Origin of the sequence: Citrobacter sp. Igbk 16 (assembly GCF_028069755.1) — a bacterium.
Lineage (GTDB): Bacteria > Pseudomonadota > Gammaproteobacteria > Enterobacterales > Enterobacteriaceae > Citrobacter.
In genome coordinates, this window is sequence record NZ_JANEWJ010000007.1 from 115,385 (window position 1) to 138,944 (window position 23,560).

Below are 23,560 nucleotides of genomic sequence, written 5' to 3' on the forward strand. Positions count from 1 at the left end.
TTAAAATTGCCACCAGGCAAGGCTTTGCCACGCCTGAAGGATTTACTGCGCCCGCTTATACTGGTGCAGAGGGACTGCCTATGTTCAAAAATATAACCCGCCAGCTGTTTGCCCGGCTTAACCGCCATTTGCCGCATCGTTTGGTGCATCGCGATCCGTTGCCTAATGCGCAGACTGTTGCCAGCACGCCGATCCCACCGTCACTCAGTGAACATTGCCTGAAGATGGCGCTGATGGATGAAGAGGCGCTGTGGAAAACGTTTGATGCGCATCCGGAAGGATTGAATGCCGCAGAAGTGGAGAGCGCCCGCGAAAAGCATGGTGAAAACCAATTGCCGACGCAAAAGCCATTGCCGTGGTGGGTTCATCTGTGGGTCTGCTACCGCAACCCGTTTAATATTCTGCTGACTATTCTGGGCGGCATTTCTTATGCCACCGAAGATCTGTTTGCTGCGGGCGTCATCGCCTTGATGGTGTGTATCTCAACGCTGCTGAATTTTGTGCAGGAGGCGCGTTCCACCAAAGCGGCGGATGCGCTGAAAGCGATGGTCAGCAATACCGCAACCGTCCTGCGTGTCATCAACGAAAAAGGGGAGAACGGCTGGGTTGAACTGCCGATCGATCAGCTGGTTCCTGGCGATATTATTAAGCTGGCAGCCGGCGATATGATCCCGGCCGATTTACGTATCGTCCAGGCGCGCGATCTGTTTGTGGCGCAGGCTTCGCTGACCGGTGAGTCTTTGCCGGTTGAGAAAGTGGCGACAAGCCGTGACCCGCAGCAAAGCAACCCGCTGGAGTGCGATACCCTGTGTTTTATGGGCACTAATGTGGTGAGCGGAACGGCACAGGCCATTGTCATTGCCACCGGGGCGAACACCTGGTTTGGACAACTGGCAGGCCGCGTCAGCGAGCAGGAAAGCGAGCAAAATGCCTTCCAGAAAGGGATCAGCCGCGTCAGCATGTTGTTGATCCGTTTTATGCTGGTAATGGCACCCATTGTGCTCATCATCAACGGCTACACCAAAGGTGACTGGTGGGAAGCGGCACTGTTTGCGCTGTCTGTCGCGGTGGGGCTGACGCCGGAAATGCTGCCAATGATCGTCACCTCAACGCTGGCACGCGGGGCGGTGAAGCTGTCCAAACAGAAGGTCATCGTCAAACACCTCGATGCCATCCAAAACTTTGGCGCGATGGATATTCTGTGCACCGATAAAACCGGTACTCTGACTCAGGATAAAATAGTGCTGGAGAATCATACCGATATCTCCGGTAAGCCCAGCGAACATGTCCTGTATTCCGCATGGTTGAACAGCCATTACCAGACCGGGCTGAAGAATCTGCTGGATACGGCGGTTCTCGAAGGTGTGGATGAAGAATCTGCCCGTCAGCTCTCTACCCGCTGGCAGAAAATTGATGAGATCCCGTTTGATTTTGAGCGTCGTCGGATGTCGGTGGTGGTCGCTGAAGAAACCGATGTGCATCAACTGGTGTGCAAAGGCGCGTTGCAGGAGATCCTCAGTGTTTGCACCCAGGTGCGTCATAACGGTGAAATTGTCCCGTTGGATGAGAACATGCTGCGCCGGGTGAAACGCGTTACCGATACGCTGAACCGCCAGGGGCTGCGCGTGGTGGCGGTGGCGACGAAATACCTGCCTGCGCGTGAGGGCGATTACCAACGTATTGATGAGTCAGACCTGATCCTTGAAGGCTATATCGCCTTCCTCGATCCACCGAAAGAAACGACCGCACCGGCGCTGAAAGCCCTGAAAGCCAGCGGTATTACGGTGAAAATTCTCACCGGTGACAGCGAGCTGGTGGCGGCGAAAGTGTGTCATGAAGTGGGTCTGGATGCAGGTGATGTGGTGATCGGCAGCAGCATCGAAGGGTTAAACGACGACGAGCTGGCAAAACTGGCTCAGCGTACCACGCTGTTTGCTCGCCTGACGCCAATGCACAAAGAGCGCATTGTCACACTGCTCAAGCGTGAAGGTCACGTAGTGGGCTTTATGGGCGATGGTATCAACGATGCCCCGGCGCTGCGCGCGGCGGACATTGGTATTTCCGTTGATGGTGCGGTTGATATTGCGCGTGAAGCGGCAGACATCATCCTGCTGGAAAAGAGCCTGATGGTGCTGGAAGAAGGGGTGATCGAAGGGCGTCGTACCTTCTCGAACATGCTGAAGTACATCAAAATGACGGCCAGTTCCAACTTTGGTAACGTGTTTAGCGTGCTGGTGGCGAGCGCATTTCTGCCGTTCCTGCCGATGTTGCCGCTGCACTTACTGATTCAGAACCTGCTGTACGATGTATCCCAGGTGGCGATCCCGTTTGATAACGTTGATGAAGAGCAGATTAAAAAGCCGCAGCGCTGGAACCCTGCCGAGCTGGGACGCTTTATGATCTTCTTTGGACCGATCAGCTCTATCTTCGACATTCTGACATTTTGCCTGATGTGGTTCGTTTTCCATGCCAATACGCCAGAGCATCAGACGTTGTTCCAGTCAGGCTGGTTCGTGGTCGGTCTGCTGTCGCAAACGCTGATTGTGCATATGATCCGTACCCGTCGCGTGCCGTTCATCCAGAGCCGCGCCGCATGGCCGTTGATGCTGATGACGCTGGTCGTGATGGTGGTGGGCATTGCGTTACCGTTCTCGCCATTGGCCAGCTACCTGCAATTGCAGGCATTGCCGCTGAGCTACTTCCCGTGGCTGATTGCGATTCTGGCAGGCTACATGACATTGACCCAGTTAGTGAAAGGTTTTTATAGCCGTCGTTACGGCTGGCAATAACTGCTACGCGTCTCAACAGGATGGTGTTAACACCATCCTGCATTTCTCTTCTTCATTCGAAGATATTCCTCCGTAATATTGCTGTTTTATTTTTATTGAAATACTAACGCGGCTAATTAGTATAAAACCGCGTCCTTTGCGTTGCTTTTTTATCAGGAAAACGATCTGCGTTGCAAAAATGAAACAGCGTGCTAAAAATTATAGAGCTTAGTTTTTTTTTGTGAAGGCAGTCATCGAAATAAATTGTTACACCAGTTAGTCTGCACCGGTAACGTCGTTAAGAAAGTTTCTCGCTGCCCATTTTTAATTCCGGCAGTCATTTGCTCTGCAAGCTATTCCTGTTAATGGATATTATGAACTTCTGGAGAAGGACAAATGAAACTGACAAAAAACCTGATAAGTCTGTGTATTGGCGCGTCGGTATTACTGGCCAGCCATTCAGCGTTGGCACAAACCTTCCGCGCCGCAGATGTGCATCCGGCTGATTACCCGAACGTGGTGGCAGTGAAACACATGGGGGAAAAGCTCAGCGCGGCGACCGATGGTCGTCTGGAAATTAAAACATTTCCCGGTGGTGTGTTAGGCGATGAAAAACAGATGATTGAACAGGCGCAATTAGGCGCTATCGATATTATTCGTGTCTCGATGACACCTGTCGCTGCTATCCTCCCTGAAATTAACGTATTTACCCTGCCGTATATTTTCCGTGATGAAGACCATCTGCATAAGGTTCTCGACGGCATGATCGGCCAGGAAATTGGCGACCGTCTGACGGCCAATACCAAATCACGGCTGGTGTTCCTCGGCTGGATGGATGCGGGGACGCGTAACCTGATCACCAAAAATCCGGTGGTGAAACCGGAAGATTTACACGGTATGAAGATCCGCGTTCAAGGGAGTCCGATAGCGCTGGATACCCTGAAAGCGATGGGCGCTAACTCCGTTGTAATGGGCGTCAGTGAAGTCTTTAGCGGCATGCAGACAGGGGTTATTGATGGAACGGAAAATAACCCACCGACGTTTGTCGCGCACAACTATTTACCTGTCGTTAAAAACTACACCTGGAGCAAACATTTTATTATTCCTGAATTATTTCTTTTCTCGAAAGCGAAATGGGATAAATTGAAAAAAGAAGATCAGGATCTCATTATTAAGCTCGCTAAAGAAGCCCAGGTAGAGCAACGCAAACTTTGGCAGGATTATAATGCGAAATCACTGGAAACGATGAAAGCCAACGGCGTTCAGTTCCACGATATTGATACGGACTATTTCTATAAAGCCACTCAGTCAGTGCGGGATAATTACGGTAAAGAACACCAGGATTTGATCAAGCGTATTCAGGATGTGCAGTAGTTCATCGGGCGGATGATATCCGCCTGAATCATTTGATTAATTCGAGGTGATGATTATGGGTGAATGCTATTCATCGGTAATGGATTTTCTTTATCGGGTCTCAATGTGGATTGCCGGTGTGGCATTATTGGTGATGGTTGCCATTATCCCGATTGGGATATTCGCACGTTATGTCCTGAACAATGCCCTGTCATGGCCTGAACCCGTCGCTATTCTCTGCATGGTGACATTCACCTTTATTGGTGCTGCGGTAAGTTATCGCGCAGGCTCGCATATCGCAGTGAGTATGGTCACTGATCGCCTGGGTGAAAGCGCCCGCCGTTATTGCTTTATTGTCGCGGATATCATGCTGGCGGCGATAAGCCTGTTTATCCTCTGGTACGGAACCAATCTGTGTCTTGAACTGTGGGATCAACCCGTTGCGGAATTCCCGATTTTAAGCGCCGGGCAAAACTATCTTCCGCTGCCAATTGGCTCTGCTATCACGCTGCTCTTTATTGTTGAGAAGATCTGCCGTGGCCCGCAGTACCAGCGTCCTGTTGTCATGCTGGGTTCGACCAGCTAATTACCGCCCCCATTTCATTAAGGAAAGCAGATGGATGCATTTATTCTCGTCTTTACGCTTGGCATCATGCTGGCGATTGGGGTACCGGTAGCGTACGCGGTAGGGATTAGCGCCATCATTGGTGCCTGGTACATTGATATCCCACTGGAAGCGGTGATGATCCAACTGACCAGTGGCGTGAACAAGTTCTCCCTGCTGGCGATCCCGTTCTTTATTCTGGCTGGCGCGATCATGGCCGAAGGCGGAATTGCGCGTCGGTTAGTGAATTTTGCCTACATTTTTGTTGGTTTTATTCGCGGAGGCTTGTCACTGGTCAACATCGTGGCATCGACCTTTTTTGGCGCAATTTCAGGATCGTCGGTGGCAGACACCGCTTCCATCGGTTCGGTGATGATCCCGGAGATGGATAAAAAAGGTTACCCTCGCGACTTTGCCGCGGCGGTGACCGCCAGCGGTTCGGTGCAGGCAATCCTTACGCCGCCCAGCCATAACTCGGTTATCTACTCGCTGGCAACGGGTGGGACGGTGTCGATTGCCGCGCTATTTATCGCCGGGATCCTGCCGGGCCTGCTGTTAAGCTTGAGCCTGATGGTGATGTGCGTGGCGTTTGCCCATAAACGCGGCTATCCAAAAGGCGAGCGCGTGCCGTTTCGCCAGGCGCTGAAGATTTTCGTCGATACGCTGTGGGGATTGATGACGGTGGTGATCATCATGGGGGGGATCCTGTCGGGCATCTTTACCGCGACGGAATCCGCGGCGATTGCCTGCCTGTGGGCCTTCTTCGTCACCATGTTTATCTATCGCGACTATAAATGGTCTGAACTGCCGAAGCTGATGTTCCGCACGGTGAAAACAGTCACCATCGTGATGATCCTGATTGGTTTTGCTGCCGCGTTTGGCGCTGTCATGACCTACATGCAGTTGCCGATGCGCATCACCGACGCGTTCACCAGTATCTCGGATAACAAATACGTCATCCTGATGTGCATTAACATTATGCTGCTGCTGATTGGTACGTTGATGGATATGGCGCCGCTGATCCTGATCCTGACACCGGTCCTGCTGCCAGTGACCAACGCGCTCGGTATTGATCCGGTTCACTTCGGGATGATCATGTTGGTGAACTTAGGGATCGGGTTGATTACGCCGCCGGTAGGGTCGGTGCTGTTTGTCGCCAGCGCGGTGAGTAAGCAGAAGATTGAACAAGTGGTAAAGGCGATGCTGCCGTTCTACCTCGTCCTGTTCCTGGTGCTGATGTTGGTAACGTACATTCCGGCGATTTCGTTGTTCCTGCCGAAACTGTTTGGTGTGCTGTGATAAATGCCCGGTGGCGCTCGCGCTTACCGGGCCTACAAATTACGCTTCCATTGGCCGGATAAGGCGAAACCGCCATCCGGCACAAGGAAACTTAGCGACGAACGGCGATCGCTTCAATCTCGATTTTCACGTCTTTCGGCAGACGAGCAACTTCCACGCAAGAACGCGCCGGGAAAGTCGCGTTGTGCTCAGTGAAGAACGCTTCGTAGGTGGCGTTGACGGTTGCGAAATCGTTCAGGTCTTTAACGAATACAGTAGTTTTTACGATATCGCCCACTTTCAGGCCTGCTGCTTCAACGATAGCTTTTACGTTTTCCAGCGACTGACGCGCCTGAGCGGACACGTCTTCCGCTACGGCACCGGTTTTTGGATCGACCGGGATCTGACCGGAAGTGATTACCATGCTACCCAGGTCAACGCCCTGAACGTATGGGCCGATAGCGGCTGGTGCATTTTCCGTCGCAATAGTTTTGCTCATGATATCTCCAGATGAACTGCAGTATTAAGGTGTTAGCCATTATAGAGAGGCAACATTTCAATACCAACCGCAATTAGTTGGCCAGCACCACATAATGCGAAAACTCTTTTTCACAGTATTTGCATTTGAGCGCGATATCATCAGCGCGTTTTTTCACTGAAAAGCTGGAGGAAACCGGTTCAGCATGGCTGATGCAGTTGCTGTTCGGGCAGACCAGCACGTTGTCGATTCGTTCCGGCAGGCTCGGACGTGATTTACCCACCACGTCATAATCGTCAATGCGGTTCACCGTCGCCTGTGGCGCGTACAGAGAAAGCTGGTTAACTTGCTCATCGGTCAGGAAGGTGTTTTCAATTTTAATCAGGTCTTTACGACCCATTTCGCCTGACGGCAGGTTCAGACCGATGGTGATACGCTGATCGGTTTCTGTCAGCTTGAACAGCGTCAGCAGTTTAAAACCAACCTGTGCGGGAATATGGTCAATCACGGTGCCGCGTTTGATGGCTTCAACCTGCAGTTTGTTATCGTGTGTCATCTCTTTTTCTCCCTTACAGTGCCAGTTCGCTATTCAGTACCAGTGCCAGTAACGCCTGGCGGGCGAAGATGCCGTTGCCAGCCTGCTGGAAATACCAGGCGTGCGGCGTCTTATCGACATCGGTGGTGATCTCATCGATACGCGGCAGTGGGTGCAACACTTTCATGTTCGCTCTGGCACCATTCAGGTCGCTGGCACGCAGGACGAACTGTGCTTTCACGTTGGCGTATTCGGAAGGGTCCAGACGTTCTTTTTGCACGCGGGTCATGTAGAGAATATCAACCTCTGCCATAACCTCTTCGATGGTGCCGTGCAGGCTCCAGGCGATACCTTTTTCATTTAGCATGTCCAGAATGTATTGCGGCATGGCCAACGCATCCGGGGCGATGAAGTAGAAGCGGTTGCCTTCGAATTTCGCCAGTGCCTGGGTCAGGGAGTGGACGGTACGACCATACTTCAGGTCACCCACCATGGCGATTTGCAGATTGTCCAGGCGGCCCTGGGTTTCCTGAATGGTGAACAGGTCCAGCAGCGTTTGGGTGGGATGCTGGTTCGACCCATCGCCTGCGTTCAGTACCGGCACGTTGCCGGAGAACTCTGTGGCCAGACGGGCAGCACCTTCCTGCGGATGACGCATCACAATGGCGTCAACATAGGTACTGATGACGGAAATGGTATCAGCCAGCGTTTCACCTTTTTTGCCCAGTGATGTGTTGCTGCTGTCAGAGAAACCCACCACGCTGGCACCCAGGCGGTGCATCGAGGTTTCAAAGGATAAACGGGTGCGCGTCGATGCCTCAAAGAAGCAGCTGGCTATCACCTTATGCTTTAGCAGCTCCGGCTGTGGGTTGGCTTTCAGTTTCGCCGCTGTCGCGAGAACCAGATTGAGGTCATCGCGGCTGAGGTCATTTATGGAAATGATGTGTTTTTGATAGAGCGGGTTAGCCATGTTTATCTCCTGACGCCTGGGCAAAAAAAAAGCCCCTCAATTGAGGGGCTTGGAATGGATGATCAACGGAAAGAAAAACGGCAGGCCAGCGTCCTTTTTCAGACGCGGTAAGACAAAATGTCGTACACACTGAACCATACATCCTCCCGGCAAATTGTCCGCGATTATACTCAGCTCCGTTATGGGATCAAGCGAAAAATGCACAATTTATTCATCGCAAACGATTCTCATGAATATTCATGCACCCTGTCGGGTGATCGGCTACGTTGAGATAAACATGCGTTGACGCAAAATATCAGCAAATAGCAGTGGTATGGCAGACGGTTTTTTCGTATAACAACTAAAATGAAACATTGTTTTAATTAAGGGGTTTGAGATGATTGTCGGCAATATTCACAACCTGGATGTCTGGCTGCCAGAAGAGCTGCGTCAGGCGATTGAACACATCAAGGCGCACGTGACGGATGCGACGGAAAAGGGTAAGCATGACATCGACGGTGATCGTCTGTTTTATCTGATTGCAGAAGATATGACGGAGCCGTTTGCCCAGCGCCGCGCTGAGTATCACGCCCGTTATCTGGATATTCAGATCCTGCTCAAAGGCCAGGAAGGCATGACCTTCAGTACACAGCCTGCGGGCGCGCCGGAAACCGACTGGCTGGCGGATAAAGATATCGCCTTCGTGGCGGAAGGGGTACAGGAGAAAACGGTCGTGCTGAACGAAGGTGACTTCGTGGTGTTCTATCCGGGTGAAGTGCATAAACCGCTGTGTGCAGTCGGGTCACCGGCACTGGTGCGCAAAGCCGTGGTGAAAATGCGGGTGGCATAAGCGTGATTGCCGGGTGCGGCTTCGCCTTGCCCGGCCAACGGGAGCGCGGTTGTAGGCCGGATAAGATGCTTAGCATCGCCATCCGGCATATGCCTTCACTTCGCTAATGTCGCCACCATCACCGCTTTGATGGTGTGCATCCGGTTTTCCGCCTGAGAGAATACGATACTGGCGGGGGATTCAAAGACCTCATCGGTCACTTCCATACCGCCGTGCAAACCATACTCTTGTGCCATTTGTTTACCCAGCACGGTCTGAGCGTCATGAAACGCGGGCAGACAGTGCAGGAACTTCACCTGTGGATTACCCGTCAGCGCCATCATCGCGCTATTAACCTGATAGTTACGCAGCAGCGCAATACGCTCTGCCCACTTCTCTTTTGCTTCGCCCATCGAGACCCAAACGTCGGTGTAGATAAAGTCCGCACCTTTTACACCTGTGGCAACGTCTTCGGTCAGCGTAATATTACCGCCATTTTTCTGTGCCAGCGCCTTGCACTCCGCCACCAGGCTCTCTTCAGGCCAGCATGCTTGTGGTGCAACCAGGCGTAGATCCAGCCCGGTTAACGCGGCGGCTTCCAGCATGGAATTACCCATATTGTTGCGGGCATCACCGGTATAGACCAGCGTCATCTCATTAAACGCTTTACCCGGCAGGTGTTCCTGCATAGTTAACAGATCCGCCAGCAACTGAGTGGGGTGAAACTCGTCGGTTAATCCGTTCCATACCGGAACTCCGGCATATTCCGCCAGCGTCTCGACAATCTCCTGACCGTGACCCCGATACTGAATACCGTCGTACATACGACCGAGTACGCGGGCGGTGTCTTTGATCGACTCTTTATGACCAATCTGGCTGCCGCTTGGCCCGAGATACGTCACGCGAGCACCCTGATCGTATGCGGCAACTTCGAAAGAGCAACGGGTACGAGTCGAGTCTTTTTCGAAGATGAGCGCAATGTTTTTACCGGTGAGCTTAGCGACCTCAGTACCGTTTTTCTTATCTGCCTTGAGCTGTGCGGCGAGCTGTAGCAGTGACGTGAGTTCAGCAGAGGTGAAATCAAGCAATTTCAAAAAGTGCTTCTGATAAAACGCAGACATGGTTCCCTCACATGGACTAAGCCATTTATTGAATTAAAATTCAATTTATATGGATGTTTATTCATTTGCAACCTTGTTTAACAAATCTTTCCTGGAAAGGTGGAGGCAATGTCAGCGGTATGTGACAATAAGAGTATCGGCAGGACATTATGAGGAACGAGCCATGGCAAACCCGGAACTACTGGAAGAGCAGCGTGAAGAAACACGCTTGATTATTGAAGAGTTACTCGAAGATGGCAGCGACCCTGATGCGCTGTACACCATCGAACATCACCTTTCCGCGGATGACTTTGAAACCCTGGAAAAAGCGGCAGTAGAAGCCTTCAAACTGGGTTATGAAGTGACCGAGCCTGAAGAGTTGGAAGTGGAAGAAGGCGACACAGTTATTTGCTGTGACATTCTCAGCGAATGCGCCCTGAATGCCGAACTGATCGACGCTCAGGTAGAGCAACTGATGAATCTGGCTGAAAAATTTGAAGTGGAATACGACGGGTGGGGTACCTATTTCGAAGACCCTAACGGCGAAGAAGGTGAAGACGGCGACGATGAAGATTTCGTCGACGAAGATGATGACGGCGTGCGTCACTAAGTCATCTGATGACCTACGGCAGTGTTTGCTGCCGTAGGGCAAGGACAATGTATGGATTACCCGCAAATACTCTCCCCAATCCTCAATTTTCTGCACTGCAAAACACCCCAGGCATGGCTTGATAAAGCGCAGGACCCGGCAAATCTTCCCCTGCTGCTGACCGATCACCTCGTCTGCGAGCTGAAAGCGGCACAAACAGCGATGCTGTTGGTGCGTAAATATGTTGCTGACAAAGCTGGTTCACAGGCGTTGCTGGACTGGCTGAAACCCTATGAGGCTTTTGCGTTCAGAGAGGGAGAGGAGCCTGACTTCATTGCACTGAATAAACAGATCAGCAAAAGTGTGATGCCGCAGACCGACGATCCGTGGGGGCGCAAGCTTATCGACAGCATGGTTTTGCTGATCAAAGAAGAGCTGCATCACTTCTGGCAGGTGCGCGAGGCGATGATGAGCCGCAACATCCCCTACATCAAAATTACCGCCAGTCGTTACGCCAAAGGCATGCTTAAAGAGGTTCGCACCCACGAGCCATTAACGCTAATTGATAAGCTAATTTGCGGCGCATACATTGAGGCGCGCTCCTGTGAACGGTTCGCGGCGCTGGCACCGTATCTGGATGATGATTTACAGGCGTTTTATCTGTCGCTACTACGATCAGAGGCGCGCCATTATCAGGATTACCTGGCGTTGGCACAGCAGATTTCAACCGATGACATCAGCGCCCGGGTGCGTTTCTTTGGTGAAGTGGAAGCGTCGCTGATCCTGTCTCCAGATGATGAATTCCGCTTTCACAGCGGCGTACCCGCGTAATACACCTTCCCGGCGCGGCTCGTCATGGTTGCCGCGCCATCTCTCCTCTTCCTGATACCTGCAGATAAATTCTGGTGGCTGGAAAACCATCGCCTCTACCGTAATAATCAGAACACACAACGGGGAAATATATCCCCGACATACGTATCGATTTGAATAAGGATGGTTAATGAACTGGGCACACGTAGTGTTGGCGGGCTATATCGGGGCGGTGATTGCTATCGTCGTCGGCATGTTTCGCAAAAAAGGCTGGGTAGGCAAGATCTCCGGCGCGGTGATTTTTGTGGTCGCGATTATTGCATGGAATATTTTTGACGTGCACTACCTTATCCCGCGTGAAAGTCCGGAATATGGTATGACCGAAGAGCAGAAGTTTGACAATGCGATGCGCGCCAATCCGGTGTTTCAGGTGATTAGAGAGCAGGAGCCAGCGCTAACACAAAAAATCATCACCCAGGCCGTGCAGATGAAGAACGAGGGCAAAAGTGAGCAGCAGGTTATCGATGCCATACAGCCGCAAATCCTTCAGCTACAAATGGCACGTCTGCAGCAAGCACCTGATGCTAACGTCATTGAGTATATGAAGATTAACCTCGAGCAGATTGCTGCGGTGGAAAAGGTGGGTGATGACGAATGTTTCCGTTTCCTGTTTCCGGCGGTGAAAGGGGGCATTAACCCGGTACATCTTGTCCCGCGTGAGATTATGAATCGGCGGATGGTGGGCGATATGGGCATGATGCGCGCCGCCTATGGCCCGGATAAACATACGGTGACGGCCGAGGAAAAACAGCTGGCGCTGCAGGATTTACAAGCGATCAGCCCCGGACTGGTACAGCGCTATGGGGATGATATTCAGATTATGGCCGACCCGAATAAAGGGATTGGCAAAGAGAAGATCGCCTGTGAGATTGTGCAGGATCTCTGGACTCAGGTGCTGAAGCTGCCCACCGCTCGTGCGGCTGGCGTAATTCGCCTGATGCTTTCAGCTGAGATGCAGTAAGGCCGACACGGCCCCTCGGCGTGAAGTCAGAGGGGCTTTAACATCCGTACTTCGCAATCGACGTGGCCGGTGCAGCCAAGCGCTTCGCTGATATGCTCAAACCCTAAATGTTCATACAGACGGATAGCTTCAGTCAGGAATGCAGTTGTTTCCAGATAGCACTGCTTAAAACCCTGCTCACGGGCATGATCCAGCGCCATCAGCGCCAGCTTTTTCGCCAGCCCCTGACCGCGTGCGCTCGACAGGAAGTACATCTTTTGCAGCTCGCAAATGTCCGGCTCGCTACAGCCTAACGGCGCAACGCCGCCGCCGCCCACGACTTCACCGTTTTGCTCAACCACCCAATAGGCCGCGCCCGGCTGGCTGTAAACCTGGAACAGTTCGTCCAGATTCGGGTCGGCTACCGTGTAGCCTTTATCGGCAGTCAGGCCGTATTCGGCGGAGACCTGGCGGATCACACAGGCAATGGCGGGGTTATCGTCGGCAGCAATGCGACGCAGCGTAGCCGAGACAGGCGTAATGACACTCATAGCGAACTCATGACATAAAAGTGAGACATATGCAGTTAATACCACTGCGGAGAGGGGAAGTGCAAGCGAGGATAATTCAACACAGGTCGGATGCGCTACGCTTATCCAACCTGTGTTGACGGTACCTGTAGGCCGGATAAGCGTAGCGCCATCCGGCAAACGTACAGGCACGATTTTTACAGCGCGGCGATGACCGCCTGCTGCTCAATCAGCTTCGCTTTGGCTTCTGCGTAACCTTCCAGCTTCTCACGCTCTTTGGCGATCACGGCTTCCGGTGCGCGAGCAACGAAACCTTCGTTGGAGAGCTTGCCTTCGATACGGGCAATCTCGCCTTCGATTTTCGCCACTTCTTTTGCCAGACGCGCCAGCTCATCTTCTTTGTTGATGAGGCCAGCCATCGGGATCAGCAGTTCGGCACCGTCGATGATTTTAGTCACGGAAACCGGACCTTTGTCATCGGCTGGCAGCACGGTGATGCTTTCCAGTCGTGCCAGGTTCAGCAGGAAGCTACGGTTGTCGTTCACACGACGTATCGCGTCAGTACTGCAACCACGCAGCAGCAGTTCCAGCGGTTTGCCTGGGGCGATGTTCATTTCCGCGCGGATGTTACGTACGGCAACGATCGCCTGCTTCAACCATTCAGTGTCAGCCAGTGCCGCTTCGTCAACCTGCGCCGCGTTATATTCCGGGAACGGCTGCAGCATGATGGTATCTGCGGTGTTGCCGCAAATCACTTTCACGCGCTGCCAGATGGTTTCGGTGATGAACGGAATGATCGGGTGCGCCAGACGCAGCAGACCTTCCAGCACGGTAACCAGCGTATTGCGGGTGCCGCGCAGTTCAGACTCAGAACCGCCGTTCATAACCGGCTTGGTCAGCTCCAGATACCAGTCACAGAACTGGTTCCAGGTGAATTCGTACAGAATGCCCGCAGCGATATCGAAGCGGAAGTTATCCAGCGCTTCACGGTACGCTTTGATGGTCTGGTTGAATTCAGCCAGGATCCAACGATCCGCCAGAGACAGCGTCATTTCGCCGCCATTGAAGCCGCAATCCTGGTCTTCGGTGTTCATCAGCACGAAGCGGCTGGCGTTCCACAGCTTGTTACAGAAGTTACGGTAACCTTCCAGACGTTTCATATCCCAGTTGATGTCGCGGCCGGTAGAGGCCAGCGCTGCCAGGGTGAAACGCAGGGCGTCGGTACCGTGCGGCTCAATGCCGTCCGGGAACTGCTTCTCGGTGCGCTTGGCAATCTTCTCGGCCAGCTGCGGCTGCATCATGTTGCCGGTACGTTTTTCAAGTAGTTCTGCCAGAGAAATACCATCAACCATATCCAGCGGGTCGATGACGTTACCCTTAGATTTGGACATCTTCTGGCCTTCGTCGTCACGAATCAGACCTGTCATGTAGACGGTCTTAAACGGAACCTGCGGCTTGCCGTTTTCATCTTTGATGAAGTGCATGGTCATCATGATCATGCGGGCAATCCAGAAGAAGATGATGTCAAAACCGGAGACCATCACGCTGGTTGGGTGGAACTGACGCAGCGCATCGGTGTTTTCCGGCCAGCCGAGGGTAGAGAAGGTCCACAGCGCGGAGGAGAACCAGGTATCCAGAACGTCTTCGTCCTGACGCAGTGCAACGTCGGCACCGAGGTTGTTTTCCTGACGCACCTCAGCTTCGGTACGGCCAACGTAGACGTTGCCGTCGTTGTCATACCATGCCGGGATACGGTGGCCCCACCACAGCTGACGGGAGATACACCAGTCCTGAATATCACGCATCCAGGAGAAGTACATGTTTTCATACTGCTTAGGTACGAACTGGATGTCGCCGTTCTCAACCGCTTCAACTGCCGGTTTCGCCAGCACATCTGCGCGGACGTACCACTGGTCAGTCAGCATCGGTTCGATAACCACGCCGCCACGGTCACCGTACGGCACGGTCAGATCGTGGGGTTTGATTTCTTCCAGCAGACCCAGAGCGTCAACGGCCGCAACCACGGCTTTACGCGCGGCAAAGCGTTCCAGTTTCTGGAATTCAGCCGGGATCTCGTTCGAGTAGACGTCGGATTCTTCACCTTTGGTGTCGTACACTTCCGCGGTTTCGCGGATATCACCGTCAAAGGTCAAAATGTTGATCATCGGCAGGCCGTGACGTTTACCGACTTCATAGTCGTTAAAGTCGTGTGCCGGGGTGATCTTCACGCAGCCGGTGCCTTTTTCCATATCCGCATGTTCGTCACCGACGATTGGAATGCGGCGGTTAACCAGCGGCAGAATGACGAATTTGCCGATAAGGTCTTTATAACGCGGATCTTCCGGGTTTACGGCAACGCCGGTATCGCCCAGTACGGTTTCTGGACGAGTAGTGGCAACAACCAGGTAATCTTTACCGTCTGCGGTTTTCGCGCCATCGGCCAGCGGATAGCGGATGTGCCACATCGAGCCTTTAGACTCGCGGTTTTCCACTTCCAGGTCAGAGATGGCGGTGCGCAGTTTCGGGTCCCAGTTCACCAGGCGCTTGCCACGGTAAATCAGGTCTTCTTTGTACAGGCGAACGAAAACTTCTTTCACGGCATTGGAAAGACCTTCGTCCATAGTGAAGCGCTCGCGCTCCCAGTCAACAGAGTTGCCCAGGCGGCGCATCTGACGGGTAATGGTGCCGCCGGATTCCGCTTTCCACTGCCAAATTTTATCGATAAACGCTTCGCGACCGTAATCGTGACGAGTTTTACCTTCTTCAGCGGCAATCTTACGCTCAACCACCATTTGGGTAGCGATACCCGCGTGGTCGGTACCCGCCTGCCACAGAGTATTTTTACCCTGCATGCGCTGGTAGCGGATCATGGTGTCCATGATGGTTTGCTGGAAAGCATGACCCATATGCAAACTGCCGGTGACGTTCGGCGGCGGGATCATGATGCAGAAGGACTCTTTGCTTTCATCGCCGTTAGGTTTGAAATAGCCCTGCTTTTCCCAGTGCTCGTAAAGCGGCTGTTCGATATCTTGTGGGTTGTATGTCTTTTCCATTATTTCCAGGTTGCCGTATTCAGGTTAAAACCAGCCACGCGGTAAGCTTTGTAGCGATCGCGTGCCGATTGTTTCAAAGAATCTTCGTAAGGGACGAAGTCTATCACTTCTGTGAAAGCGGTGGCAAAATCTGCAAAGCCAACGCGCAAACTGATTAGCAGGTCGCGCGGGCTGCTGTTGCGTTTCTCCGGCCAGGCTATCTCTACCGGCGCGCCGCCTCTGGGGCCTTCACCCGCCAGATTATGCGGCACAAAACTCTCTGCCGGTCTTGCCCACAATGCTTCATCCAGGCGTATGGCCTGTTTTTCATCTTCGCAGGCGATCAATACGCGCTTGCCAGCACGCCAACGTTCTGCGGCAATTTCACACACCAGTTGCTCGACGGCGCTTAAGCCATCAACGGTAGTGTCATTATCCAGAAGATAGAACGTCGCATTCTTCATATATGGGGTTTCTTGTGGTGGATTTAAATGCGTTGCCATGATGCACCCCGTAGGCCTGATTAGGCGCATTAGCGCCGCCATCAGGCGTTTTGCCGGATGGCGCTGCGCTTATCCGGCCTACGGGGCAATCTCAAACTTACTCTTCGCCGTTAAAACCCGCGCGATTGAGCAGGAACTGCGACAGCAACGCGACCGGACGACCGGTTGCGCCTTTGGCTTTCCCTGAACGCCATGCGGTACCGGCGATGTCCAGGTGCGCCCAGTTGTACTTACGGGTAAAGCGTGACAGGAAGCAGCCTGCGGTAATCGCGCCGCCAGGACGTCCACCGATATTCGCCATATCCGCAAAGTTTGACTCTAACTGTTCCTGATACTCATCACCCAACGGCAGGCGCCACGCGCGGTCACCCGCTTGTTCGGACGCGCCGATCAGCTCGTGCGCCAGTGGGTTATGGTTCGACATCAGGCCGGTGATGTGATGACCCAGGGCAATCACGCACGCGCCGGTCAGGGTGGCGACGTCAATGACGGCTTCGGGTTCAAAGCGCTCGACGTAGGTTAACACGTCGCACAGCACCAGACGGCCTTCAGCATCAGTATTGAGCACTTCAACAGTCTGACCAGACATAGTGGTGAGCACATCACCCGGACGATACGCGCGACCGCCAGGCATGTTTTCACAACCCGCCAGTACGCCGACGACGTTGATCGGCAGTTGGAGTTCCGCCACCATGCGCATCACACCGTACACTGCCGCAGCACCGCACATGTCGTATTTCATCTCATCCATGCCTTCGGCTGGTTTGATGGAAATACCGCCGGAGTCAAAGGTCAGCCCTTTGCCGACCAGCACAATCGGACGCGCATCTTCAGACGGATTGCCCTTGTATTCGATGACCGACATCAGCGACTCGTTCTGCGAACCGTGGCCGACCGCAAGATAAGAGTGCATACCCAGCTCTTTCATTTGCTGCTCGCCAATGACGCGCGTCACAACATTTTTGCTGTAGCTGTCTGCCAACTGACGTGCCTGAGACGCCAGGTACGCGGCATTACAGATGTTCGGCGGCATGTTGCCGAGGTCTTTCGCCGCTTTAATCCCGGCGGCAATGGCCAGACCGTGCTGAATAGCACGTTCACCGCTGGTCAGCTCACGGCGGGTCGGTACGTTGAACACCATCTTACGCAGCGGACGACGCGGCTCGCTTTTGTTGGTCTTCAACTGATCAAAGCTGTACAGCGTTTCTTGCGCTGTTTCGACAGCCTGACGCACTTTCCAGTAGTTATTGCGGCCTTTGACGTGCAGCTCGGTCAGGAAGCAAACGGCTTCCATCGAACCGGTATCATTCAGCGTATTGATGGTTTTCTGAATGACCTGCTTGTACTGGCGCTCATCAAGCTCACGCTCTTTGCCACAACCAATGAGGAGAATTCGCTCAGACAGGACGTTAGGAACATGGTGCAGCAACAGGGTTTGACCCGGTTTACCTTCCAGTTCACCACGACGCAGCAGTGCGCTGATGTACCCGTCGCTGATCTTGTCGAGCTGCTCTGCAATCGGAGAGAGGCGGCGTGGTTCAAAGACGCCCACGACGATGCAGGCACTCCGCTGTTTCTCCGGGCTACCGCTTTTTACACTGAACTCCATGCACTACGCTCCTGAATCTTAAAGACAACGGCGGTGGCTACGGATAGAATTGCAAGCTTTCGTAACTCATACCCGCTGTTGCGGTGACTTCGTGTTAATCTTAACGTTATTACGGCATTGGCACGTCAGAACAATTTCTGAGAGGTGGATCCGTTGAGTATAATAATCTTAGCGACGATTTCGACGACTCAAGAGAATAAATGACGTTTAAGCCATGAAACAAGCTATTTTCCTGCAAAAAGACGGGTTTTTACGGGCGTATTTAAAGTGATAATCATAAGATATCTGGTACGGGAAACGCTCAAAAGCCAACTTGCGATCCTTTTCATCCTACTTTTGATCTTCTTTTGTCAAAAGTTAGTCAGGATCCTGGGTGCGGCGGTTGACGGTGATATCCCGGCAAATCTGGTGCTCTCGCTGCTGGGGCTGGGCGTGCCAGAAATGGCGCAACTTATCTTGCCCTTAAGCCTGTTCCTTGGGCTGCTAATGACGCTGGGCAAACTGTATACCGAAAGTGAAATTACGGTTATGCACGCCTGCGGGCTGAGCAAGGCTGTGCTGGTAAAAGCGGCGATGGTGCTGGCGTTGTTTACCAGTATCGTTGCGGCAGTCAACGTAATGTGGGCAGGGCCTTGGTCCTCCAGACATCAGGACGAAGTGCTGGCGGAAGCGAAAGCGAACCCCGGCATGGCGGCGCTTGCTCAAGGGCAATTCCAGCAGGCAACGAACGGCAGTTCGGTGTTGTTTATCGAAAGTGTTGACGGTAGCAGCTTCAAAGATGTGTTCCTCGCGCAAATCCGCCCGAAAGGTAACGCCCGTCCTTCGGTGGTGGTGGCTGATTCCGGACATCTGACTCAGTTGCGTGACGGTTCTCAGGTCGTGGTGCTGAACAAAGGTACGCGTTTTGAAGGGACCGCGCTGCTGCGCGATTTCCGCATTACCGATTTCCAGGACTATCAGGCAATTATTGGCCATCAGGCCGTGGCGCTGGACCCCAACGATACCGACCAGATGGATATGCGCACGCTGTGGAATACCGACAACGATCGGGCCCGTGCGGAGCTGCACTGGCGTATCACATTGGTATTCACCGTATTTATGATGGCGCTGATGGTTGTCCCGCTGAGCGTGGTTAACCCGCGTCAGGGTCGCGTACTGTCCATGCTGCCAGCCATGCTGCTCTATTTACTGTTCTTCCTGGTGCAGACGTCGCTGAAGTCGAACGGCGGGAAAGGTAAGCTGGACCCGGTGTTCTGGATGTGGGTGGTTAACCTTGCCTATCTGGCACTGGCGATTGTGCTTAACCTTTGGGATACGGTGCCGATGCGCCGCTTGCGTGCCCGTTTTATGCGTAAAGGAGCGGTATAATGCAGCCCTTTGGTGTACTTGACCGCTATATCGGTAAAACCATTTTTACCACCATCATGATGACGTTGTTCATGCTGGTGTCACTCTCCGGGATCATCAAGTTTGTCGACCAGCTGAAAAAAGCCGGGCAGGGGAGCTACGATGCAATGGGCGCCGGGCTGTATACCCTGCTTAGCGCTCCGAAAGATATCCAAATCTTCTTCCCGATGGCGGCACTGCTCGGCGCGTTGCTGGGGCTGGGCATGCTGGCTCAGCGTAGTGAACTGGTGGTGATGCAGGCGTCCGGTTTTACCCGTATGCAGGTGGCGCTGTCCGTGATGAAAACCGCGATTCCGCTGGTGCTGCTGACGATGGCCATCGGTGAATGGGTTGCGCCGCAGGGCGAACAGATGGCGCGTAACTATCGTGCGCAGCAGATGTACGGTGGCTCGCTGCTGTCTACCCAGCAAGGGCTGTGGGCGAAAGATGGCGACAGCTTTGTTTACATCGAGCGAGTGAAAGGGGACGCCGAATTAGGCGGGATTAGCATTTACTCCTTTAACGATAAGCGTCGTCTGCAGTCGGTACGTTATGCTGCCAGCGCAACATTTGACCCGGAACAGAAAGTCTGGCGTTTGTCGCAGGTGGATGAGTCTAACCTGCAGGATCCGAAACAGATCACGGGTTCGCAAACGGTGAGCGGGACGTGGAAAACCAACCTTACGCCGGACAAACTCGGTGTGGTGGCACTGGACCCGGATGCACTGTCGATTAGCGGTCTGCATAACTACGTGAAGTACCTGAAGTCGAGCGGCCAGGACGCCGGGCGCTACCAGCTCAATATGTGGAGCAAAGTTTTCCAGCCGCTGTCTGTCGCGGTGATGATGCTGATGGCGCTGTCGTTTATCTTCGGTCCGCTGCGTAGCGTGCCGATGGGCGTGCGTGTGGTGACGGGGATTAGCTTTGGCTTTGTGTTCTATGTGCTGGACCAAATCTTTGGCCCGCTGACGCTGGTGTATGGTATTCCGCCGATTATCGGCGCGCTGCTGCCAAGTGCCAGTTTCCTGCTGATTAGTTTGTGGCTGATGCTGCGTAGGTCGTAATCACAGTAAAGCGCAGTGCCTGATGGCGCTGCGCTTATCAGGCCTACTCAGGGCTTGTAGGCCGGATAAGGCGTTTACGCCGTCATCCGGCAACGTACCATGCAGTACCTGATGGCGCTGCGCTTATCCGGCCTACTCAGAGCCTGTAGGCCGGATAAGGCGTTTACGCCGCCATCCGGCAACGAACCTCGCAGTGCCTGATGGCGCTGCGCTTATCAGGCCTACCTGGGCCCGTAGGCCGGATAAGGCGTTTACGCCGCCATCCGGCAACGAACCACGCAGTACCTGATGGCGCTGCACTTATCAGACCTACTCAGGGCCTGTAGGCCGGATAAGGCGTTTGCGCCGCCATCCGGCAACGAATCACGCAGTGCCTGATGGCGCTGCGCTTATCAGACCAACTCAGGGCTTGTAGGCCGGATAAGGCGTTTACGCCGCCATCCGGCAACGAACCACGCAGTACCTGATGGCGCTGCGCTTATCAGGACAACTCAGGGTTTGTAGGCCGGATAAGGCGTTTACGCCGCCATCCGGCACAGTACCACGGGGACTAGCGTTTTCTCCCGCCCATCAAACTCCCCAACATCCCGCGGATTATCTGATTGGTGACTTGCCGCGCCGCGCTTTTCGCCACGCTCTGTACCACGCCATCGCGTTTGCCGCCACGCGGTCCGGTGCTGCCAAACAGAATATCCTTCAACCCACCGAGAATACCGCTGTCCACCTCGACTGCTTTACCGTTGGCGGGCGGTGTATTTTGCTGCCCGGTGCTGGCCTGCACGCCTTGCTGCAAACGTTCATAGGCGGATTCACGGTCGATCTCTTCCTCATATTTGCCGTACAGCGAGGAGTGATTAATCAGCCCGTTGCGCTCATCGTCCGTCACCGGCCCCATCCGCGAGCACGGCGCAATGACCATCGCCCGTTCAACCACTGACGGGCTGCCTTTGGCGTCCAGAAACGAGATTAGCGCCTCGCCGGTACCCAATTCCTGAATGGCTTTCTCGGTATCAAATGCCGGATTGGCGCGCATGGTTTGCGCCGCGGTTTTCACTGCTTTCTGATCTTTCGGCGTGAACGCGCGCAGGGCGTGTTGCACGCGGTTGCCCAACTGGCCGAGTACGTTGTCCGGAATGTCCGACGGGTTTTGCGAAACAAACCACACGCCGACCCCTTTTGAGCGGATCAGGCGGATGACCTGTTCGATTTTATCCAGCAGCACCTGCGGGGCGTCGTTGAACAACAGATGGGCTTCGTCAAAGAAGAACACCAGTTTAGGTTTTTCCAGATCGCCGGCTTCTGGCAGTTGTTCGTACAGTTCGGAGAGCATCCACAGCAGGCTGGCGGCATACAGTTTGGGCATCTGGTAGAGCTTTTCGGCGCTGAGGATATTAATCACCCCTTTGCCATTGGCATCGGTACGCATCCAGTCTTTGATGTCCAGCATCGGTTCGCCAAAGAAGTGCGCCGCACCCTGTTGCTCCAGTGACAGCAGCCCGCGCTGGATAGCCCCGACCGAGGCGCTGCTGATGTTGCCGTACTGGTTCTGGAAGGATTTAGCGTTATCGCCAATGTACTGGGTGATGGCCCGCAGATCTTTGAAATCCAGCAGTAACAGTCCCTGGTCATCGGCAATGCGGAAGATAATATCCAGCACGCCGGACTGTACGTCATTGAGGTTCAGCAAACGGGCCAGCAGCAGCGGCCCAAGGTCAGAAACTGTGGCGCGAACGGGGTGACCTTTTTCGCCGAAAATATCCCACACCGTGACCGGATTAGCATGTGGCTGCCAGTCGGTAATGCCGATGTTTTTCAGGCGGGTAAGTAGCTTTTCAGACGCTTGTCCTTCCTCGGCCACGCCGGTTAAGTCACCTTTCACATCGGCCATAAAGACCGGTACGCCAATCTCGGACAACGATTCGGCCAGCTTCTGTAGCGTGACGGTTTTACCGGTCCCGGTCGCGCCGGTAATCAGTCCGTGGCGGTTGGCCATGCCTGGCAGTAAAAACAGTTCGGTGTCCGGCGTGCGGGCAATTAGCAGGGGTGCGCTCATTGAGATTTCCTCCATTTATCCTGCCTGGAGTATAGGCAATGTCGATGAAAGAAAGTATGCGCGGGTGTGAGAAAAGGCGTTAAAGCGTATTGCCGTGATAAATCTGATACCCCAAATCGACAGTATTGTGGTTGTGGTCGTTGTTCTTGATTTTGCTCAGTAACATCTGTGCCGCCATACGACCGATTTCAAAACGCGGGGTAATGACGCTGGCAAGGCTTGGGATCATCTGCCGACCCATTTCCAGGCCGTGAAAACCGGCAATCGAGATCTGCTCCGGGACGGCAAGCTCGCGCTCGCGACACAGCAGCAGTGCGCCCATCGCGATGTCGTCGTTGGTGCAAAATACGCCGTCTAAATCCGGATGCGCAGTGAGCGCATCACGCATCATTTGTGTGCCCAGATGGATGGATGAGATGGCGCGTGGGTTAACGCGCAGCGGTTCCAGACCCCGGCGGGTCATGGCGTCGCAGTAGCCACGATAACGTTGTTCATCGCGGATATCGTCTTTCGAACCCAGGTAGATGATCTTATGTCGCAGGCGTTTATCCAACATGGTGCTGACCATATCAAATGCCGCCTGACGGTTATCAAAGCCTACCTCCATGTCCAGGCGATCGCCCTGGATATCCATCAGCTCGACCACCGGAATGTTGGCAGAGCGCAGAAATTTAACGGTGCGCAGGGTGTGGTATTTCTCGGAAAGAATAATGCCGTCGATATTGTACGACAGCAGGTTGATTACAGATTCTTCTTCGGATTCCCGGTCGTAGTTATAGTTGGCGATCAGCGTCTGATAGTTATGGTCGGAGGTGACCGACTCAATACCGGCCAGAATGTCAGCGAACAGCTGGTTTTGAAACGAGGGGATCAGTACGCCGAGCGTATAGCTTTGCGCATTCAACAGCATCGCGGGTGCACGGTTGGGGATGTAATTAATCTCCTCCATAATTTGCGCGATGCGTTCACCGGTTTCCTTTGCGACCTTTTTCGGTGAACGGATGTAGCGACTCACTGTCATTTTGGTCACACCCGCCAGCGTGGCGATGTCTTGCAAAGAAATTCTGTGGTTCCTCATTTTCTCTCCTGA

General features: G+C 53.6%; 24 protein-coding genes. 12 read left to right on the plus strand and 12 right to left on the minus strand.

Annotated features, from left to right (window positions below):
- The first annotated feature begins 80 nt into the window (after positions 1-80).
- The 4 genes from mgtA to NNO03_RS07315 all read left to right on the plus strand — a co-directional run bounded on the left by mgtA (position 81) and on the right by NNO03_RS07315 (position 6,024).
- Positions 81-2,789 carry a magnesium-translocating P-type ATPase gene (gene mgtA / locus NNO03_RS07300; protein WP_271449180.1) on the plus strand — a complete coding sequence of 903 codons (2,709 nt, stop codon included), beginning with the start codon at positions 81-83 and terminating at the stop codon, positions 2,787-2,789.
- A gap of 375 nt (positions 2,790-3,164) precedes the next feature.
- Positions 3,165-4,142 (plus strand): TRAP transporter substrate-binding protein, encoded by a 978-nt coding sequence (locus tag NNO03_RS07305; RefSeq protein WP_271449181.1) that lies wholly within the window; start codon positions 3,165-3,167, stop codon positions 4,140-4,142.
- 55 nt (positions 4,143-4,197) lie between these two features.
- The gene (locus NNO03_RS07310; RefSeq protein ID WP_202039766.1) at positions 4,198-4,707 is read left to right on the plus strand and encodes a TRAP transporter small permease; all 510 of its coding nucleotides are present in this window, start codon (positions 4,198-4,200) and stop codon (positions 4,705-4,707) included.
- A 30-nt stretch (positions 4,708-4,737) separates the two neighbouring features.
- Positions 4,738-6,024, plus strand: a complete 1,287-nt coding sequence (locus NNO03_RS07315; protein ID WP_271440322.1) for a TRAP transporter large permease — start codon at positions 4,738-4,740, stop codon at positions 6,022-6,024.
- 91 nt (positions 6,025-6,115) lie between these two features.
- Here the strand turns inward: NNO03_RS07315 and ridA are convergent, their stop codons facing one another.
- The 5 genes from ridA to pyrL all read right to left on the minus strand — a co-directional run bounded on the left by ridA (position 6,116) and on the right by pyrL (position 8,124).
- On the minus strand, positions 6,116-6,502 hold the full coding sequence (gene ridA / locus NNO03_RS07320) for a 2-iminobutanoate/2-iminopropanoate deaminase (protein ID WP_000047544.1): 387 nt from the start codon (positions 6,500-6,502) through the stop codon (positions 6,116-6,118).
- Between the two features lie 73 nt (positions 6,503-6,575).
- Entirely contained in the window at positions 6,576-7,037 is a 462-nt protein-coding gene (gene pyrI, locus NNO03_RS07325; protein ID WP_016151492.1) for an aspartate carbamoyltransferase regulatory subunit, read from the minus strand.
- 13 nt (positions 7,038-7,050) lie between these two features.
- Entirely contained in the window at positions 7,051-7,986 is a 936-nt protein-coding gene (pyrB, locus tag NNO03_RS07330; RefSeq protein WP_016151493.1) for an aspartate carbamoyltransferase, read from the minus strand.
- 2 nt (positions 7,987-7,988) lie between these two features.
- Complete coding sequence (locus tag NNO03_RS22790) at positions 7,989-8,042, minus strand: pyrBI operon leader peptide (protein WP_106875647.1); 54 nt, start codon at positions 8,040-8,042, stop codon at positions 7,989-7,991.
- Positions 8,023-8,124, minus strand: coding sequence for a pyr operon leader peptide (pyrL, locus tag NNO03_RS07335; RefSeq protein WP_202039763.1), 102 nt, complete (start codon positions 8,122-8,124; stop codon positions 8,023-8,025). Before pyrL ends, NNO03_RS22790 begins: the two co-directional genes overlap by 20 nt.
- On the opposite strand from pyrL, the gene NNO03_RS07340 reads away from it, so the two are divergent.
- A complete protein-coding gene (locus NNO03_RS07340) occupies positions 8,104-8,256 on the plus strand; it encodes a hypothetical protein (protein WP_271449183.1) in 153 nt (50 codons plus the stop codon). The genes pyrL and NNO03_RS07340 overlap by 21 nt on opposite strands.
- 106 nt (positions 8,257-8,362) lie before the next feature.
- On the plus strand, positions 8,363-8,815 hold the full coding sequence (locus tag NNO03_RS07345; RefSeq protein WP_271440324.1) for a YhcH/YjgK/YiaL family protein: 453 nt from the start codon (positions 8,363-8,365) through the stop codon (positions 8,813-8,815).
- A gap of 95 nt (positions 8,816-8,910) precedes the next feature.
- On the opposite strand, the gene argF is transcribed toward NNO03_RS07345, so the two are convergent.
- Positions 8,911-9,915, minus strand: a complete 1,005-nt coding sequence (argF, locus tag NNO03_RS07350) for an ornithine carbamoyltransferase (protein ID WP_271449184.1) — start codon at positions 9,913-9,915, stop codon at positions 8,911-8,913.
- A gap of 163 nt (positions 9,916-10,078) precedes the next feature.
- On the opposite strand from argF, the gene rraB reads away from it, so the two are divergent.
- The 3 genes from rraB (at position 10,079) to NNO03_RS07365 (ending at position 12,314) form a co-directional block, all read left to right on the plus strand.
- Complete coding sequence (gene rraB, locus NNO03_RS07355) at positions 10,079-10,504, plus strand: ribonuclease E inhibitor RraB (RefSeq protein WP_005134179.1); 426 nt, start codon at positions 10,079-10,081, stop codon at positions 10,502-10,504.
- Between the two features lie 51 nt (positions 10,505-10,555).
- The gene (gene miaE, locus NNO03_RS07360; RefSeq protein WP_271440326.1) at positions 10,556-11,314 is read left to right on the plus strand and encodes a tRNA isopentenyl-2-thiomethyl-A-37 hydroxylase MiaE; all 759 of its coding nucleotides are present in this window, start codon (positions 10,556-10,558) and stop codon (positions 11,312-11,314) included.
- Positions 11,315-11,483: 169 nt separating this feature from the next.
- Positions 11,484-12,314 (plus strand): topoisomerase II, encoded by an 831-nt coding sequence (locus tag NNO03_RS07365; RefSeq protein ID WP_271440327.1) that lies wholly within the window; start codon positions 11,484-11,486, stop codon positions 12,312-12,314.
- Positions 12,315-12,340: 26 nt separating this feature from the next.
- On the opposite strand, the gene NNO03_RS07370 is transcribed toward NNO03_RS07365, so the two are convergent.
- The 4 genes from NNO03_RS07370 to pepA all read right to left on the minus strand — a co-directional run bounded on the left by NNO03_RS07370 (position 12,341) and on the right by pepA (position 17,967).
- The gene (locus NNO03_RS07370) at positions 12,341-12,844 is read right to left on the minus strand and encodes a GNAT family N-acetyltransferase (protein ID WP_271440328.1); all 504 of its coding nucleotides are present in this window, start codon (positions 12,842-12,844) and stop codon (positions 12,341-12,343) included.
- A gap of 176 nt (positions 12,845-13,020) precedes the next feature.
- Entirely contained in the window at positions 13,021-15,876 is a 2,856-nt protein-coding gene (locus tag NNO03_RS07375; protein ID WP_271449185.1) for a valine--tRNA ligase, read from the minus strand.
- Positions 15,876-16,319, minus strand: coding sequence for a DNA polymerase III subunit chi (gene holC / locus NNO03_RS07380; protein ID WP_271449200.1), 444 nt, complete (start codon positions 16,317-16,319; stop codon positions 15,876-15,878). The genes NNO03_RS07375 and holC overlap by 1 nt, the downstream gene beginning before the upstream one ends.
- A 136-nt stretch (positions 16,320-16,455) precedes the next feature.
- The gene (pepA, locus tag NNO03_RS07385) at positions 16,456-17,967 is read right to left on the minus strand and encodes a leucyl aminopeptidase (RefSeq protein ID WP_003025870.1); all 1,512 of its coding nucleotides are present in this window, start codon (positions 17,965-17,967) and stop codon (positions 16,456-16,458) included.
- Positions 17,968-18,120: 153 nt separating this feature from the next.
- On the opposite strand from pepA, the gene ytgA reads away from it, so the two are divergent.
- The 3 genes from ytgA to lptG all read left to right on the plus strand — a co-directional run bounded on the left by ytgA (position 18,121) and on the right by lptG (position 20,417).
- Positions 18,121-18,171, plus strand: coding sequence for a protein YtgA (gene ytgA, locus NNO03_RS07390; protein WP_211180521.1), 51 nt, complete (start codon positions 18,121-18,123; stop codon positions 18,169-18,171).
- 63 nt (positions 18,172-18,234) lie between these two features.
- Positions 18,235-19,335 (plus strand): LPS export ABC transporter permease LptF, encoded by a 1,101-nt coding sequence (lptF, locus tag NNO03_RS07395; protein ID WP_271440330.1) that lies wholly within the window; start codon positions 18,235-18,237, stop codon positions 19,333-19,335.
- A complete protein-coding gene (gene lptG / locus NNO03_RS07400) occupies positions 19,335-20,417 on the plus strand; it encodes an LPS export ABC transporter permease LptG (protein WP_271449186.1) in 1,083 nt (360 codons plus the stop codon). The genes lptF and lptG overlap by 1 nt, the downstream gene beginning before the upstream one ends.
- A 550-nt stretch (positions 20,418-20,967) precedes the next feature.
- Here the strand turns inward: lptG and NNO03_RS07405 are convergent.
- Both NNO03_RS07405 and NNO03_RS07410 read right to left on the minus strand, forming a co-directional pair.
- Complete coding sequence (locus NNO03_RS07405) at positions 20,968-22,470, minus strand: helicase HerA-like C-terminal domain-containing protein (RefSeq protein ID WP_271449187.1); 1,503 nt, start codon at positions 22,468-22,470, stop codon at positions 20,968-20,970.
- Positions 22,471-22,549: 79 nt separating this feature from the next.
- Positions 22,550-23,548 (minus strand): LacI family DNA-binding transcriptional regulator, encoded by a 999-nt coding sequence (locus tag NNO03_RS07410; protein ID WP_271449188.1) that lies wholly within the window; start codon positions 23,546-23,548, stop codon positions 22,550-22,552.
- Positions 23,549-23,560: the final 12 nt, after the last annotated feature.

Bases quoted from the DNA above. Each gene is read 5' to 3' on its own strand.
- mgtA (WP_271449180.1), top strand. From the start codon at position 81: ATGTTCAAAAATATAACCCGCCAGCTGTTTGCCCGGCTTAACCGCCAT.
- pyrB (WP_016151493.1), bottom strand. From the start codon at position 7,986: ATGGCTAACCCGCTCTATCAAAAACACATCATTTCCATAAATGACCTC.
- NNO03_RS07310 (WP_202039766.1), top strand. From the start codon at position 4,198: ATGGGTGAATGCTATTCATCGGTAATGGATTTTCTTTATCGGGTCTCA.
- holC (WP_271449200.1), bottom strand. From the start codon at position 16,319: ATGAAGAATGCGACGTTCTATCTTCTGGATAATGACACTACCGTTGAT.
- NNO03_RS07375 (WP_271449185.1), bottom strand. From the start codon at position 15,876: ATGGAAAAGACATACAACCCACAAGATATCGAACAGCCGCTTTACGAG.
- argF (WP_271449184.1), bottom strand. From the start codon at position 9,915: ATGTCTGCGTTTTATCAGAAGCACTTTTTGAAATTGCTTGATTTCACC.
- NNO03_RS07410 (WP_271449188.1), bottom strand. From the start codon at position 23,548: ATGAGGAACCACAGAATTTCTTTGCAAGACATCGCCACGCTGGCGGGT.
- NNO03_RS07345 (WP_271440324.1), top strand. From the start codon at position 8,363: ATGATTGTCGGCAATATTCACAACCTGGATGTCTGGCTGCCAGAAGAG.
- pepA (WP_003025870.1), bottom strand. From the start codon at position 17,967: ATGGAGTTCAGTGTAAAAAGCGGTAGCCCGGAGAAACAGCGGAGTGCC.
- NNO03_RS07305 (WP_271449181.1), top strand. From the start codon at position 3,165: ATGAAACTGACAAAAAACCTGATAAGTCTGTGTATTGGCGCGTCGGTA.
- miaE (WP_271440326.1), top strand. From the start codon at position 10,556: ATGGATTACCCGCAAATACTCTCCCCAATCCTCAATTTTCTGCACTGC.
- NNO03_RS07340 (WP_271449183.1), top strand. From the start codon at position 8,104: ATGTCGTACACACTGAACCATACATCCTCCCGGCAAATTGTCCGCGAT.
- pyrI (WP_016151492.1), bottom strand. From the start codon at position 7,037: ATGACACACGATAACAAACTGCAGGTTGAAGCCATCAAACGCGGCACC.
- ridA (WP_000047544.1), bottom strand. From the start codon at position 6,502: ATGAGCAAAACTATTGCGACGGAAAATGCACCAGCCGCTATCGGCCCA.
- lptG (WP_271449186.1), top strand. From the start codon at position 19,335: ATGCAGCCCTTTGGTGTACTTGACCGCTATATCGGTAAAACCATTTTT.
- NNO03_RS07315 (WP_271440322.1), top strand. From the start codon at position 4,738: ATGGATGCATTTATTCTCGTCTTTACGCTTGGCATCATGCTGGCGATT.
- NNO03_RS07370 (WP_271440328.1), bottom strand. From the start codon at position 12,844: ATGAGTGTCATTACGCCTGTCTCGGCTACGCTGCGTCGCATTGCTGCC.
- NNO03_RS07405 (WP_271449187.1), bottom strand. From the start codon at position 22,470: ATGAGCGCACCCCTGCTAATTGCCCGCACGCCGGACACCGAACTGTTT.
- NNO03_RS07365 (WP_271440327.1), top strand. From the start codon at position 11,484: ATGAACTGGGCACACGTAGTGTTGGCGGGCTATATCGGGGCGGTGATT.
- pyrL (WP_202039763.1), bottom strand. From the start codon at position 8,124: ATGGTTCAGTGTGTACGACATTTTGTCTTACCGCGTCTGAAAAAGGAC.
- rraB (WP_005134179.1), top strand. From the start codon at position 10,079: ATGGCAAACCCGGAACTACTGGAAGAGCAGCGTGAAGAAACACGCTTG.